The organism is Ensifer sp. MJa1, assembly GCF_037026475.1.
GTDB lineage: Bacteria > Pseudomonadota > Alphaproteobacteria > Rhizobiales > Rhizobiaceae > Ensifer.
Window position 1 is genome coordinate 238370 of record NZ_JAKUMO010000001.1, and the last position, 14899, is coordinate 253268.

15 protein-coding genes are annotated in these 14899 nt (G+C 62.7%); 9 read left to right on the plus strand and 6 right to left on the minus strand.

What is annotated here, in order from left to right:
• The first annotated feature begins 94 nt into the window (after positions 1 to 94).
• Positions 95 to 1003, plus strand: a complete 909-nt coding sequence (gcvA, locus tag MKZ91_RS01195; protein ID WP_336167150.1) for a transcriptional regulator GcvA — start codon at positions 95 to 97, stop codon at positions 1001 to 1003.
• 223 nt (positions 1004 to 1226) lie between these two features.
• On the opposite strand, the gene MKZ91_RS01200 is transcribed toward gcvA, so the two are convergent.
• Positions 1227 to 1760: a putative immunity protein gene (locus MKZ91_RS01200; protein WP_336167151.1), complete on the minus strand. Its 534-nt coding sequence runs from the start codon at positions 1758 to 1760 to the stop codon at positions 1227 to 1229.
• Between the two features lie 179 nt (positions 1761 to 1939).
• On the minus strand, positions 1940 to 2539 hold the full coding sequence (locus MKZ91_RS01205; protein ID WP_336167153.1) for an imm11 family protein: 600 nt from the start codon (positions 2537 to 2539) through the stop codon (positions 1940 to 1942).
• A 448-nt stretch (positions 2540 to 2987) separates the two neighbouring features.
• Between MKZ91_RS01205 and greA the strand changes: the two genes are divergently transcribed.
• Complete coding sequence (gene greA, locus MKZ91_RS01210; RefSeq protein WP_336167155.1) at positions 2988 to 3470, plus strand: transcription elongation factor GreA; 483 nt, start codon at positions 2988 to 2990, stop codon at positions 3468 to 3470.
• A 67-nt stretch (positions 3471 to 3537) separates the two neighbouring features.
• Here greA and MKZ91_RS01215 read toward each other — a convergent pair whose 3' ends face one another.
• Positions 3538 to 4539, minus strand: a complete 1002-nt coding sequence (locus MKZ91_RS01215; protein ID WP_336167750.1) for an NADP-dependent oxidoreductase — start codon at positions 4537 to 4539, stop codon at positions 3538 to 3540.
• Between the two features lie 252 nt (positions 4540 to 4791).
• Here MKZ91_RS01215 and MKZ91_RS01220 point away from each other — a divergent pair, with 252 nt between their 5' ends.
• Together MKZ91_RS01220 and MKZ91_RS01225 are read left to right on the plus strand one after the other, a co-directional pair.
• Positions 4792 to 5223 carry a winged helix-turn-helix transcriptional regulator gene (locus MKZ91_RS01220; RefSeq protein WP_336167157.1) on the plus strand — a complete coding sequence of 144 codons (432 nt, stop codon included), beginning with the start codon at positions 4792 to 4794 and terminating at the stop codon, positions 5221 to 5223.
• A gap of 169 nt (positions 5224 to 5392) precedes the next feature.
• Positions 5393 to 6421, plus strand: a complete 1029-nt coding sequence (locus tag MKZ91_RS01225) for a DUF3095 family protein (protein ID WP_336167159.1) — start codon at positions 5393 to 5395, stop codon at positions 6419 to 6421.
• Between the two features lie 47 nt (positions 6422 to 6468).
• Here MKZ91_RS01225 and MKZ91_RS01230 read toward each other — a convergent pair whose 3' ends face one another.
• The gene (locus MKZ91_RS01230) at positions 6469 to 7401 is read right to left on the minus strand and encodes a ribose-phosphate pyrophosphokinase (RefSeq protein WP_336167161.1); all 933 of its coding nucleotides are present in this window, start codon (positions 7399 to 7401) and stop codon (positions 6469 to 6471) included.
• Between the two features lie 215 nt (positions 7402 to 7616).
• Positions 7617 to 8105: a MarR family winged helix-turn-helix transcriptional regulator gene (locus MKZ91_RS01235; RefSeq protein ID WP_336167163.1), complete on the minus strand. Its 489-nt coding sequence runs from the start codon at positions 8103 to 8105 to the stop codon at positions 7617 to 7619.
• Positions 8106 to 8257: 152 nt separating this feature from the next.
• Between MKZ91_RS01235 and MKZ91_RS01240 the strand changes: the two genes are divergently transcribed.
• Positions 8258 to 8653 carry an Ohr family peroxiredoxin gene (locus MKZ91_RS01240; RefSeq protein ID WP_336167164.1) on the plus strand — a complete coding sequence of 132 codons (396 nt, stop codon included), beginning with the start codon at positions 8258 to 8260 and terminating at the stop codon, positions 8651 to 8653.
• Between the two features lie 228 nt (positions 8654 to 8881).
• Positions 8882 to 10303, plus strand: a complete 1422-nt coding sequence (locus MKZ91_RS01245; RefSeq protein WP_336167171.1) for a metal-dependent hydrolase family protein — start codon at positions 8882 to 8884, stop codon at positions 10301 to 10303.
• 49 nt (positions 10304 to 10352) lie between these two features.
• On the opposite strand, the gene MKZ91_RS01250 is transcribed toward MKZ91_RS01245, so the two are convergent.
• On the minus strand, positions 10353 to 10628 hold the full coding sequence (locus MKZ91_RS01250) for a DUF4242 domain-containing protein (RefSeq protein ID WP_336167751.1): 276 nt from the start codon (positions 10626 to 10628) through the stop codon (positions 10353 to 10355).
• A gap of 92 nt (positions 10629 to 10720) precedes the next feature.
• Here MKZ91_RS01250 and MKZ91_RS01255 point away from each other — a divergent pair, with 92 nt between their 5' ends.
• From MKZ91_RS01255 to MKZ91_RS01265, 3 genes are all read left to right on the plus strand, one after another.
• A complete protein-coding gene (locus tag MKZ91_RS01255; protein ID WP_336167172.1) occupies positions 10721 to 12109 on the plus strand; it encodes a tetratricopeptide repeat protein in 1389 nt (462 codons plus the stop codon).
• Positions 12110 to 12285: 176 nt separating this feature from the next.
• The gene (locus MKZ91_RS01260; protein ID WP_336167174.1) at positions 12286 to 12741 is read left to right on the plus strand and encodes a (2Fe-2S)-binding protein; all 456 of its coding nucleotides are present in this window, start codon (positions 12286 to 12288) and stop codon (positions 12739 to 12741) included.
• Between the two features lie 4 nt (positions 12742 to 12745).
• A complete protein-coding gene (locus tag MKZ91_RS01265; RefSeq protein ID WP_336167176.1) occupies positions 12746 to 14899 on the plus strand; it encodes a xanthine dehydrogenase family protein molybdopterin-binding subunit in 2154 nt (717 codons plus the stop codon).

Here is a 14899-nt window from a genome sequence, read left to right on the forward strand (position 1 = left end):
GCGCCGATTGTGCTGATATTGCGATTGAAATACCATCTCGCCGACGTAACGACGAACGAGTTTCGCTTTCCTATGCCAGTAGAAAAACTATCGGATGAGTGACGCGCCTGGAAAACTGCCATCGCTGAACGGCGTGAGGGTGTTCGAAGTGGCGGCGCGGCACCTGAACTTTCGCCTTGCGGCCGAAGAGCTTGGCGTCACGCAAGGGGCCGTCGCCCAGCAGGTCCGGGGGCTCGAGGCCGAGCTCGGGGTCAAGCTCTTCGAGCGGCTGCCGCGGGCGCTGGCGCTGACCGGCGAGGGCCGCGCCTATATCGCCGATGTCAGGCGGGCGCTGGAAATCATTGCCCGGGCGACCGACGGGCTGAAGCCGCAGCCGGTCAGGCTGACGATCAGCACCACGCCGTCCTTCGCCTCGAAATGGCTGATCCCGCGGCTGCCGGAATTTACCGCCCGCCACCCCGACCTCGACCTGCATATTCTGGCGACCGATCGCATGTCGAACTTCCAGGTGGACGGCGTCGATCTGGCGGTGCGCTACGGCCGTCCGCCGTTCGGGCCGGGGCTGGCGGTGGAGCTCTTGTTCGAGCAGGAGATCGTCGCCGTCTGCAGCCCGATGCTGATGGCCGGCCGCAAGGTGCCGGAAACGGCCGACGAGCTTGCCGGCTATACGCTTTTGCACGACGCGCACAATTTCTGGCCGGAATTCATCGAGCGCCACTTCGGCGGAAGCCGGCAGGCGACGTTCAAGGGCATCAGCTTCAACCAGACCTCGCACGCGATCGAGGCGGCGACGGCGGGCCAGGGCATCGTGCTCGCCAATCGCGACTTCGTGGCGCAGGATATCGCCGAAGGGCGGCTCGTGCGCCTGTTTGCGGGATCGCTCACCGGGCCGTCGGATTTCTACCTGGTCTGGCCGCGCTACCGCAAATCGGAAGGCCTGCAGACGGTGATCGCCTGGATCGGCGCGGAGGCGGAAAAGGCGCGGGGGCGCGCCATGGCCTAGAGCATCCTGCTCTCAAGTGGAATCACTTGAGGCAGAAAGATGCTCTAGAATCAAAGTGCTAGAGCGTCCTTAGTGCGTTCGTATGAACGCACGGCGCTCTAGAGATCCTGCTCTCAAGTGGAATCAATCGAGGCAGAAAGATGCTCTGGAATCAAAGCGCTGGAGCGTCCCTTCAACGTTCGTTTGAACGCACGGCGCTGGTGCCGCTTGTCCGGCGGGACGATCAGCGGCGCAGGGCCACATCCAGCCGATAGAGCAGGGCGTGGAAGGCGCCCTTGCTCGGCTTTCGCCCCGGCAGCTTTTCGACGATCCGCCTGATTTCGGGCGAGGCGGAAGAGATCGCCCGCCGCAATTGCGTTTCCACGGCTTCGGCCTCGTCGTTCCTGCCGAGGGAGAGCGCCTGGATGGCATAGGCCGCGGGGCCGAGGATGTGATTGATCTGGTGCGGCGTTTCGATCGGGTGGGTATAGGCGGCACCGGCGGCGGCAATGGCCGCGCGGGCGGCAGCCTTGGCGGCGGGATCGGTGACCGCGCGGGCAGCGGCCTGTGCATCCCAGGCGCAGTTGCGCAGATGCGCGTTGCGCGGCGCCCCATCGGCAAAGGCACGGGCGCCCGCAATCGCCTCGCGCGGGCGCCCATCGCCTGGTGCTACCGCCTCGAAGACCGGCAGTGCCCGTTCGGCGCAGAGCGCGGCCCACCGGGCAATCGCGCGCAGGTCGTCTTCGGTGAGGAGGGGTGGGGCGCTATCGTGGGTCATGGTCGGTCTTTGGCGGTGCTGCGGTGCACTCTCCCGCTTGTGTTGATGTCACTCCAAACCCGGCAACGCAAGGCCGTGGGGTGACGCGAACGAAAGGACGTTGCGGCGCTGCGACGCCGGTGCCGCCTCGTGCCATCGGCAACCTTCGCGGCATGTCTCTGCTTTTGGCGCGACCCGCGTCAGTCGGTCTCTGGAAAATGATTGTAGTGTGCACCGGTGACACCGGCTGCTTCCAACTCGGCCTTGAGCGCCTCGCTGATGAGCGGCATAGGCGCATGAATATATTTGTCGATCCATGCATGGTGGCTGCCGATTTGGGATCGGCTGAAGACAAGTAGCTTGTCTGGCCCACCAAAAATGTCCCACAAGCCTCGGAACTCGAAGGTGGTCTTCGCGCGGTCGACGCTATCGAGTCTGTTGCATGGCACGAACCAGTAGCGATGGGCGGCATGGCTGCCGTCCTTCCAAACAAGGTCGATCGGGAAGAACTGGTGCACGTTCGGCTCCAGTTTCTCGACCGCAAGCCTGAACTTCTCGTCAACGAACAAGCCGTAACCGCTGTAGATGTCGGTTATCGTGCGCTTCGGCCCCTCAAGCTCTATGCAGGTCGGGACATGTTCCTTCTCATAGGGGCGTCCCGCATAGGCGTAACCGGCCCTTACCCGAACACCGACATCCCGCGTCAGATCGACAGGTCGGATCTTGTCGACGTCTCCATCCAGCGCCGTCATGGAGTAGCTGTAGATTTCTTCATTTTTGTGGCTGAGAAAATAGACCATCTGACCCCTTAAGGTTGTGTCTGTTTCAACTTAGAGGATTGTCCGGCCGGCGCAATGTCCCCCTTGAGCGCGTCGCGGATGAGGGCCGACGATGCTTGTGTGCAAGGCTGCAATCCAGCGCGACCCGCGTCCGGAGACGTTGCCAATCCGGACTGGTAGACGGGATCGAGCGTTCGGGCGGTGGCGCCAAGCAGAAGCTGGTCGTGGCAAAGCCGGACAGAGGATAGCAACGGATGCCACGCGGCTTCAGGCGCGTGCCGATGGCGCCGTTGCCCGCGCGCGGACCTTGGGCCGACAAGCCGGTGGCCAGCGATGGCGGAAAGCGCGTATGGTGTTGATCGACGGCCCGCGGTCGCCGGCCGGTCTTGCGGGCCGGCGGATCGGTGGCCTATGGAGCCGGTGCCCGGTTCACCCACGCAAAATTACTGCCCACACGGAGTTCTTTAGATTGAGCGTTGCCTTCACCAAGGAAGAAAGTGCCGAAACCGCGGCGGAGACGCTTTTGCCCGACCGGCCGATCTCGCCGCATCCGAACCTGGTGACGGAAGCGGGGCTGAAGGCGCTGGAGGCGCAGATGGAAGAGGCGCGTGCGGCTTATGAGGCCGCCGCATCGATCGAGGACGTCAACGAGAAGCGCCGGCAGCAGGCGGGGCCTTTGCGTGAAGCGCGCTATCTTTCCGAGCGGCTGCGCACGGCGCAGCTGATGCCGCAGCCGGGCTCCAACGAGGTGGTTGCCTTCGGCAGCACGGTCACCTTCAGTCGCGACGACGGGCGGGTGCAGACCTATCGCATTGTCGGCGAGGACGAGGCCGATCCGAAGGCCGGCTCGATTTCCTATGTTTCGCCGGTGGCGCGGGTGCTCTCAGGCAAGGGCGTTGGTGATCTGGTCACGGTCGGCGATCAGGAGCTGGAAATCATCGCCATCGCGTAAGGTTCAGTATTGACTGACCAGAGCCGCAAGATGACGGTTTGCCGCAATGCATCGCTCGCCCCGGACGTCACTTCACGGCGATGACGACCTTCCCTTTCGCACGACCCTTTGCGACATAGTCCAGTGCCTCGTTGGTCCTCTCGAACGGGAAGACCCGGTCTATCACTGGGCGTATGTGACCGGCCTCGATCAGGGAGGTAATCTTTCCGAGCTGACCGCCGTTGGCTGTCATGAAGTGAAACGAGTAGCTGACCCCCCGGCGTTTCGATTTTCTCCTAATGCCAAAGCTTAGCAGGCGCATAACCTGTTGAAGCAGCCAGCCGGAGCCGTTCTGTCTCGCGAAGTCTGGATCGGGCGGACCGGAAATCGAGATCAGCTTGCCGCCGGGCTTTAGCACAGCAAGGGATTTCTCCAGCGTATTCCTCCCGAGGCTGTTCAGCACGACGTCATAGCCCCGCAGCGCTTTCTCGAAGTCATCGTTCTTGTAGTCGATGACGGCGTCTGCCCCGAGACCTTTCACAAGAGCGATATTCGCCGCGCTCGTGGTCGTGGTCACATGGGCCCCGAGATGCTTGGCAATCTGGATGGCGATCGTGCCAACACCGCCCGACCCGGCATGGATCAGGACCTTCTGCCCCTTCTGCACGTTTGCTCGCTCGACAAATACCTGCCACGCCGTGAGGGCGACAAGGGGAATGGACGCGGCCTCGTCCATGGTCAGGTTCTTCGGCTTCATTGCCACATCGGCCTGGTCCATGGCGATGTATTCTGCAAATGTCCCGATGCGATCCTGGGCCGGACGGGCATATACCTCGTCTCCGGGCTTAAATTGCCGGACTTTGGCGCCGACCCGGACGACAACGCCCGCGACATCGTTGCCCAACACCAGTGGAAGGCGGTAGGGCAGGACGAGCTTGAACTCTCCGTCCCTGATCTTGCTGTCCAAAGGGTTCACGCCGGCAGCATGAATCTCGACCAAGACGTCGTTCTCACGCAGTTCCGGCTCGGGACCTTCGCCGAGCCGGAGAACACCGCCTTTGGCATAGCGATCGATCTGGAATGATTTCATCATGCTAACTCTCGTTTCTGCGCGGCGATGAAAGCTCAATTGGAAAGTTTCCGAAGGTTGCCGAAGGACTCGGGCAAGAAGCAGCGGATGTCGCGGACCGGTCCCGCCGTTTTTCCGGCGATGTCGGCTCGTTCGGGCAAATCCCGTATTCCCTTTTGCTGATCGGGCTCCGCTCTGATTTTGCCATGGAACATCGATGCATCATCGGTTACTATCAAAACGGTATTGAGTCACTACTAAAAAGATATGGACATGAAGAATCTTTCCAACCAACCCTGTCCGATCGCTCGTAGCTTGGCGCTTGTCGGGGATGCATGGAGCTTGCTGATCATGCGTGACGCTCATGCGGGACTGACGCGCTTCGATGATTTTCGCAGGAGCCTCGGTATCGCACCGACGGTGCTGACGGGGAGACTTTCAGGTCTGACCGACGAGGGGATGCTGGAGAAACGGCGTTATTCCGATCGTCCGCCACGGGACGAATATGTGCTGACGGAGGCCGGCCGCGACTTTCTGCCAGTGCTTTTTGCGATCGGCGCGTGGGGACGCAAGCATCGCGGCGGCGGCAACGTAACCCAGTTCTTCGATGCCGAGGCCGGGACGGAGATCGATCCCGTCACCATCGACCGCGTGACTGGCGCTCCGATCGGAACACGTCCCATTCGCATCGCCTCGCCCGAATAGGCTGCCCCGCAGCGGATCAAGCGCCCTTGTCACCCCATGCCATCGTATACTATCGGATCCGATTAAATCGCTCTCTATTGACATTGACGCGCGTTTCGGCGATTTATCTCGCATCCGATTTAATGGCGATGGATGACGAACGGTCGTTTCCGTCGATCAGGAGATGCGCATGCCAAGCAGCCCCGTTCAACGCTCCAAGGCCTACAGCGAGTTTTCGCTGCTGCTCGATCCCGATGTCTACGAACCGCTGCCCGGCGACTGGCTGATCGGTATCACCGATATCGTCGACTCGACGCTGGCGATCCGCTCCGGGCGCTATGAGGACGTCAACTATGCGGGCGCCTCGGCGATTGCCGCCATCGGCAATGCCTGGGGCAGGTTCGATTTTCCCTTCGTCTTTCGCGGTGATGGCGCGGCCTTTGCGCTGCCGCCCGAGGCAGAGGCGGTTGCGCGCCTGGCGCTCAGCCGGATCGCAGGCTTCATCCGGGACCGCTTCGGCCTCGACCTGCGCGTCGGCCTTTTGACGGTCGACGACATCCGCGCCGGCGGCCAGGACGTGCGGATCGCCCGCTATGCCGCGTCAAAGGACGCCACCTATGCGATGTTTGCCGGCGGTGGGCTGAAATGGGCCGAGCGGCAGCTGAAGCAGGGGCGTTTTCAGCTCGAGCCGGAAAAGGATGGCGGCGAGCCGGATCTCAAGGGCCTTGCCTGTGAATGGCGGCCGTTTCCAAGCCGGCAGGGGCAGATCCTGTCGCTGCTGGTCGAGCCCACCGAGCAGGTGGCGCCGGAGCGCTTTGCGGCGCTGACGCGGGATGTGATCGCGGTTTTCGACGAAGGGCCACGGCAGTCGCATCCGCTGCCGAGCGAAATGGGCGTGCCGAAGGATCCGCGTGTGCATGTCGCCACGGAGCGCTGGCAGGGGGTCGCTGCCAATTCGGATTTTCGCAAATATGACGATGGTCTCAGGCTGACGGTCGATTGCACCGTCGAGCAGATCGACCGGGCCGAAGCGATCCTTGCCGAGGCGCGGGCGCGCGGCGAGGTGCAGTTCGGGCTCCACCGGCAGTCGCATGCGCTGATGACCTGCCTGGTGCCCTCGGCCCGTCCGGATCAGCACCTGCACTTTCTCGACGGCATGGATGGCGGCTATGCCCGGGCGGCCGAGATGATGGAGCCGCGCAGGCGGCCTGGCGCGTAAGGTGCGATGCGATCCCAGGGCATTTGGGATCCGCGCCACGCGCCAACCTAGCTGAAAAGGCTTGAAACGCTTTGCTCGCGCGCCGTGCGGGCTACGGCTTCGCCGATCAACGGTGCGATGCTGATGCGCCTGATGTTGGCTGCCTGCCGTTGCGCTTCGGCTTCGCAGATGGAATCGGTCACGACCAACTCCTTGAGGTGGCCGGCGCCAATGCGTTTGCAGGCACCTTCGGAAAGAACGCCATGGGTGATATAGGCCGCAACGTCCCTGGCGCCGGATTTCAACAGCGCTTCCGCCGCGTTGATCAACGTGCCGCCACTGTCCACGATATCGTCGATCAGAAGACAGTTTTTCCCCGACACGTCGCCGATGATGTTCATGACTTCCGATACGCCGGCTTGGGGCCGCCGTTTGTCGACGATCGCGAGATCGGCACCAATGCGTTTGGCGATGGCGCGTGCCCGCGCCACGCCGCCCACGTCTGGCGAAACGACCACCAGATTGCTGATGTCGTAGCGCTGCTCGATATCGCGGGTCATCACCGGTGCTGAATAGAGATTGTCGGTCGGGATATCAAAAAAGCCCTGGATCTGATCGGTGTGGAGATCGACCGTTATGACGCGGTGAACACCGGCGGCCGCGATCATGTTGGCGACCAGCTTCGCCGAAATCGGTGTGCGACCGGTGGCGCGGCGATCCTGACGGGCATAGCCGAAATAAGGGATGACAGCGGTGATGCGGCGCGCCGACGAGCGTCTGAGCGTATCGGTGAGGATCAAGAGCTCCATGAGGTTGCCGTCGGCAGGCGCGCTGGTCGATTGAAGAATATAGACGTCCTCGCCGCGGACATTCTCATGAAGCTGAACATTGATTTCCTGGTCGGCGAAGCGCTTGACCGTGCAATCGGTGAGGGGAAGATCCAGGTGCTTGGCGACGGCTTCGGCAAGGGTGCGGTTGGCGTTACCGGTCACCAGCTTCATAGGCGCAATCCTGTTTCAAGGAGCCTTCGGGAGCAGAAATTTGACTATGCCGCAGCTTTAGAGAGTTGTGTGCTGAAGCACAACCGGGCGTCTCGCGTTTTTCGTGAGATGCCCGGTTTCCGCTGAAGTGCGGCCTTCGCCGGAGTGACGGCGCCGACGATGCTGTCTGCGCCGTCGCTCGGTGCCGGTGACGCCGGGCCGAAGCGAAGCCGCTGCTATTCCTTGCCAGATCCCGGCTGCATCGAGCGCAGCAGGTTGTCGCGAAGGCCGGCGACCGATTGCTGGACGGTTGAGAAATCGTCACCAAGGCCGGTCGCCTCGACGAGCGCCGAGCCGGGATCGGCGTCGACCAGCGCGCGGCCGGCGGCCGTCAGCGTCAGGCGCACCTGGCGCTCGTCAGCCGGATCGCGCCGGCGCTGCAGGTAGCCGTCGACTTCGAGCTTCTTGAGGATTGGCGTCAGCGTGTTGGATTCCAGGAACAGCTTTTCGCCGAGCATGCCGACCGTCTGGTCGTCTTCCTCCGACAGCGCCACCAGCGTCACATATTGCGTATAGGTGAGGCCGAGCTTGTCGAGCAGGGGCTTATAGGCGCGGCCGAAGGCGAGGTTGGCCGAGTAGATCGCGAAGCACAGGAAATTCGAAAGCTTCTTGCCGCCATTTTCGGCTGCGGCGCCGGGGGCTTTGGTTGTCTTGGACGTGGACATGGGATTCTTTTTTCCTTTTTGCTATCTGCACTTAATATAAATCGCATCCGATTAAATCGCAATGGTGTTGACGCCTCGTTCGCCTTTGCGTATATACATCGCATCCGATTGAAGCGGATACGACTAAAAACAACGAACAGAGAGGAAATGACATGACCGAGAAGCTGCTTTTCACCGGCAAGACCCACAACACCGGCGGCCGCAACGGCGGTACCGTCAGCCAGGACGGCACGCTGGAACTGAAGCTGTCGCAGCCCCATCCGGCGGCTGAAAATCTCTTCGGCGCCGCCTGGTCGGCCTGTTACATCGGCGCCATCGAGCTTGCCGCACTGCAGCGCAAGGTGAAGCTGCCGGCAGGCCCCGAGGTCGACACCGAGATCGATCTCAACGTCGACGACGGTTCCTACTTCCTGCGCGCCCGCATGAATGTCCGCCTCGACGGCCTCGACCGTGACGTGGCGCATGAAATCATCCACGCCGCCCATGAGATCTGCCCGTATTCCAAGGCGACCCGCGGCAATGTCGACGTCGAGACCAATCTCCTCTAAGGCCGCCAACCAGACAGTCAGCGCCATCAGGCGTCACAGAGTTTTTTCGGGGATGCCGGCCGATGCCGCGCATCCCCAGCCGTTTTTGGGGCGCGCTCACGCCGACGCGCGTCCTTGGCCATCAGCGTTGTTCCGCTTCGCCTCTGCCAATGCACCCACCTTGACAGCCAGAACGTGTGGGCGGACACTTCCTTCGCCCGGTTTCCCTCCCTGAAAAGGAATGCGGCAATGTTTGGCGGATCTATGGAATGGCATGGACGCGTCGGGTCCGGTTGTGTCCAGTCTTCGGTACTCACTTTGCTGCGATCTTTCAGCGCCCCGGCCAGGCTTGGGCCCGCCGCCGGAAAATGGCTGGCCGCAGTCTTCCTGCTCGCCTCCGGTGAAATCGCCGCGGCCGATGATGTCCTGTTTGAGGGCGTCAGGATCTTCGACGGGAAGGGGGCCGAGCTTTCCGCTCCGTCGAACGTGCTCGTCAAGGACAATCTGATCGCGCGGATTTCGACCGACCCGATCGACCCACAAGGCGCGCTCAGGATCGACGGCAACGGCCGAACGCTGATGCCGGGGCTGATCGATGCCCATTGGCACGCCATGCTCATTCGCGTCAATCCCGTCGTGGCGCTTGGCGATATCGGCTACACCACGCTCCTGGCAGGAGCCGAGGCGACGGACACCTTGATGCGTGGCTTCACGACGGTGCGCGACGTCGGTGGTCCTGCCTTCAGCCTGAAACGGGCCATCGATGAAGGCATCGTTGCCGGTCCACGCATCTATCCTTCCGGCGCCATGATCACCGTGACCAGCGGGCATGGTGATTTCCGGCCGTTCACCGAGTTGCCGCGCAGCACCGGCGGCCCGCCCACCCGCATGGAAGTGATCGGCGGCAGCCTCATCGTCGACAGTCCCGATGAAGTGCGCATGCGGGTGCGCGAGCAGTTCATGCAAGGGGCGACGCAGGTCAAGCTCACGGGCGGCGGCGGCGTCTCCTCGCCGCACAGCCCGCTCGATGTGACGACCTTTACCGAGGCCGAGCTTCGCGCCGCCGTCGAAATCGCCAACAACTGGCACAGCTATGTGGTCGTGCACGCCTTCACCTCGGAAGCGATCAGACTGGCGGTCCTGTCCGGCGTGAAATGCATCGAGCACGGTTTCCTCATGGACGAGGACACCGCCCGGCTCCTGGCCGAGCGTGACGTGTGGCTGAGCCTGCAACCGCTTCCGGAAATGATGCGGCTGGGCCTGCCCGAGGGCTCCGTGCAGCGCGAAAAGGCCGAGGAGGTCTGGCCCGGCATCGACCGGACCTACCAGCTTGCGAAGAAATACAAGCTCAAGACCGCCTGGGGCACCGACGTGCTGTTTTCCGCTGAGCTCGCCAAGCAGCAGGGCGCCATTTTAGCGTCGCTCACCCGCTGGTACACGCCGGCCGAGGCGCTGGCGATGGCGACCGGAACCAATGCCGAGCTTCTGGCGCTCTCCGGCCCGCGCAACCCCTATCCGGGCAAACTCGGCGTCGTCGAGGAGGGGGCGTATGCCGACCTGCTGCTCGTCGATGGCAATCCGCTCGAAAACATCCAGCTCGTTGCCGATCCGGAGACCAACTTCAAGGTCATCATGAAGGACGGGGTGATCCACAAGAACACCCTTCGGTGAGGTCGAGGCGGCCGTTATCGGTGCGCATCCGCGCGCATCCAAAATCCCTTCACGCCAGATCGTCTGCGGCGATGTGCGCAACTTCTATGATGCGTTGCATCGGAAGCTGGGCGAGTTCGTTTGCCTCCTTCACGCGCTCAGCGGAAGGGGCGTCGAAGAGGCAGAAAGATTTTTCCTCGGACGGGACGAAGGTCGAACGAAGGTAGCGGACAGGCTTGCCTTGTTGCGTCATTTCGGTGGTGACCGCTTTCGCGCGGGTGGCGGCTGCGGTCAGTTGCTCCGGCGTGATGCCGGGCAAGTGTCTTTCAACCATGTATTGTGGCATGATGGGTCTCCTTTTGGCCTCAGCGAATGCGGCGGTCAGGTCGACTTCGACACGCTCGTCGCTCACGATATAACGTTCTGGTAGTGAGCGGAATGACTATCTATTTCGCCGCCATATTCACCGATCTCGTCCGGCATTCGGCCGTCTGGAACACGGTGCCGAAAGATACCGTCACCAACATAATGGCTGAGCATCGCTATCTGTCACAGACACTTGCGAGCCAGTATGGCCGCAGACACGAGAACTTCACCGGCGACGGCCATCTCTATCTTTTCGAGTCCGCCGACGTTGCGGTCCACTTCGGATTGAAACTGATCGCCTATTGGAAGCAACGGCGTCGTTCGCTGATGTCGGCTGCCAGCGGGCACGATCTGCCGGTCCGCGTCGGGTGCCATTTCGGCGAATGCAGTCGCATGGCGGAGGATGACGCCTGGATCGGGCGGGCGATCAACATCGCCAAGCGGGTGGAGACGCATGCGGAGCCCGATACGTTGTTCGTTACCGAGACGATCCTCGAGTTGATCGATTTGCCGATATTCAACTTCAGCGAGGCTGGTCTTTTCGACCTCCGGGGAGACTTCCTGCCCCAGAGGCAACTCTATCGGCTGACGTCCGTCGATCACACAGCGCTTGCTGCGCGACCGGACGAGAAGATGACCGCCGAGGATTGGTTCCTCAGAGGCGTCAGCCTTGCTCAGCATGATAAAGAAAACGTGCGGGAAGAGCGCCGTTGCTACGAGCGGGCCATTCAATTGCGGCCCAACTATCCCGAAGCGCACAACAACCTGGGCATACTTTCCAAGGCCGTGGGTGACATCCAGGCGGCTGCCGAGCACTATCAGGAAGCGCTCCGCCTTTGGCCGTTCTATCCTGAAGCGCACTACAATTTCGCCATCCTGCTCGAAGACGTCGGCGATCGCGCAAGCGCGGCGCGGCACTACCGTGAGGCAATCAAGTTGCGCCCCGACGACGTGGATGCCTGGCTACGCCATGCCGGTCTCTTGAACTCCATGGGCAATCGGATCGAGGCGGAACGACACTACAACGAGGTGCTACGCCTGCGACCGGGCTTTGCCGAAGCGCATAACAATTATGGCGTGTTTCTGGAAGAGCGCGGGGATGCCACTGGCGCAGAAGCGCATTATGTCGAAGCGCTCAGGCTGCATCCCGGCTACGCGGAAGCACACTACAACTATGCGATGCTGCTGGAACAGGGCGATCGAGCGCGGGCGGAGGAGCATTACCGCGCCGCCGTCGACGCGCAACCGGACTATGCAGAAGCACATAACAATCTGGCGGTCATGCTGCACGAGAACGGCGAACTGGCAGCCGCCGAGGAGCATTACCTGATCGCGCTGCGGTTGCGGCCGCACGATCCAGAGACCAACGCCAACCTGGCCCTGCTCGCGCAAGCGAGGGGTGACGACGCGGCGGCGATGCAGTTTCTGCGTCGCACAAGGCTCCTGGAAAGCCCGGAATGAGACCCTCCTTGAGGTTGTGCCTTGCGCGCTTGACGCAGTAAATCAGAAATGGTGGCGCGCCCGTTGCGGGCTTCCTTCGGGGCCGACCTCACGGAAATGTAATTTGGCCGTCCGCCGCCCTCGTTGGTATTTTCGCGCCTTCGCACATGCAGGGGACGGCTTCGGCCGATGGTGTCATGCCTTACGATCTCTCTGTGAATGGAACGAAACATGCCGTCGATGTCGACGGCGATATCCCGCTTCTTTGGGTCCTGCGCGACACGATTGGGCTGACCGGCACCAAGTTCGGCTGCGGCATCGCCATGTGCGGCGCCTGCACCGTGCATGTCGACGGGCAGGCCGTGCGCTCCTGCGTCACGCCGGTTTCGGAGGCGGCGGGGAAGCCGATCACCACGATCGAGGCGATCGGCGATACGCCCGAGGGCAAGCGGATACAACAGGCCTGGCTCGACATCGACGTCGTGCAATGCGGCTACTGTCAATCCGGGCAGATCATGTCTGCCACCGCGCTTCTTGCCGCCAATTCCCAGCCGACAGACGCCGACATCGATGCGGTGATGGCCGGAAATATCTGTCGATGCGGAACGTACCCGCGCATTCGCGCCGCCATCAAGCAGGCAGCAAGAGGGTGATCAGATGTCCATCTTCGACAGGACCAATCTATCCGTTTCGCGCCGTGGCTTTCTGATCGGCGCATCCCTGACCGGGGCCGGCCTGGTGATCGGCTTCAGGCCCCAGCCGGTGGCCGCTCAAGCCCAACCCTTCGCGCCAAATGCCTTCATCCGCATTCCGCCCGAGGGCAAGATCTCACTTGTGATGCCGGCGGTGGAGATGGGGCAGGGGATCTACACCGCGGTTGCCATGATGCTTGCCGAGGAACTCGAGGTCGACCTTGACCAGGTGGTGCTCGAACATGCACCGGCCGATCCCAAGCAATATGCCAATCCGCTGCTCGGCGACCAGATCACCGGCGGCTCGTTCTCCGTTCGTGGCGCCTACGAGCAGATGCGCAAGTCGGGTGCGGCCACCCGCATCATGCTCATCGGTGCTGCGGCGCGTGAGTGGGGTGTTTCGCCCGATGCCTTGAAGGCCGAGGCCGGCCATGTGGTCGAGACCGGTGGCAGTCGCAAGGCCGCCTATGGCAGCCTGATCGCGGCTGCGGCCTCAGAACCCGTGCCGCAGGACGTGCCGCTGAAGCCCGCCTCCAGCTACAAGGTGATCGGCAAGCCCGCCCACCGCCTCGACAGCCCGGAAAAGGTCAACGGCACGGCGAAATTCGGCATCGACGCGCGGCCCGACGGCGTGTCCTATGCGGCGATCGCCATCTGTCCCCACTTCAACGGCAAGCTGCGCGCGGTCGACGAAAAGCCGGCGATGGCGGTCAAGGGCGTCTCCCAGGTGGTGCGCATCGACGAGGCGGTGGCGGTCGTTGCCAACAACACCGGCGCTGCGCGCAAGGGGCTCGCGGCACTTTCGATCGACTGGGATCCGGGGCCGAGCGCTGCGATCGCCCAGGCCGAACTCGAACGGCTGATGGACGCTGCGATCGACGGCAAGGCGCTGCCGCATATCAACGAAGGCGATGTGATGAAGGCAGAGGCCGACAACGGGCCGGTGCACGAATTCATCTACCGTATGCCGATCCTCACCCATTCGGCCATGGAGCCGATGAACTGTACGGTGCATGTTCGTCCGGACAGCTGCGAGGTGTGGGTCGGAACCCAGATCATGAGCCGGGCACGGCAGGCGGCCGCCGATGTCACCGGCCTGCCGCTCGAAAAGGTGGTGGTGCACAACCATCTGCTCGGCGGCGGCTTTGGCCGGCGGCTCGATGTCGACGGCATCACGCTCGCAACCAAGATCGCCAAGCAGGTGCAAGGCCCGGTCAAGGTGACCTGGAGCCGCGAGGAAGACATCCGCCACGACTGTTATCGCTACCTCAACTACAGCCGGGTGACGGCGACGCTCGGGGCTGACGGTTTGCCCGTCTCCTGGCGGCACCGGGTGATCGGTCCTTCGGTCATGGCGCGCTGGTTCCCCGGCTTCACCAAGGACGGCGTCGATCTCGACCAGATGGCCGGCGCCGAATCGCCCTACGGGATCCCCAACAAACAGGCCGATTTCGCCCGGCAGGAGGCGCCGGATGGCATGCTCACCGGCAACTGGCGTGGCGTGGGCGCGACGCGCAACATTCCCCCGGTCGAGTGTGGCATCGACGAGCTGGCCGGGATCGCCGGCGTCGATCCGCTGGAGTATCGACGCAAGCTGCTTTCGAACAAGCCGCGGCTTCTCGGCGCGCTTAACCTGGCTGCCGAAAAGGCGGGCTGGTCGACGGCGCTGCCGAAAGGCAAGGGCAGGGGCATTGCGGTGGCCGAGGATTTCGGCAGCTTTGCCGCGATGATTGCCGAAGTCACCGTCGGCGACGACGGCAAGTTCAAGACGGACCGGATCATCTGCGCCGTCGATTGCGGCCTGGTGATCAACCCGGATACGGTCGAGGCGCAGATCCAGAGCGGCGTCGTCTATGGCCTGAGTGCAGCACTCTACGGGCGCATCACCGTTGCCAACGGAGCGGTGGTCGAGGGCAATTTCGACGATGCGCCGGTTGCACGCATAAACGAGACGCCGCCGATCGAGGTGTTTATCGTGCCGAGCACGGAAGCGCCGGGCGGGATCGGCGAGGTCGGAACGCCGGGCGTGGCGCCGGCGCTCACCAATGCGATCTTTGCGGCGACCGGCACGCGGCTTCGCACCTGGCCGATCAACCAGAACGAGATCAGGAGGGTGTGA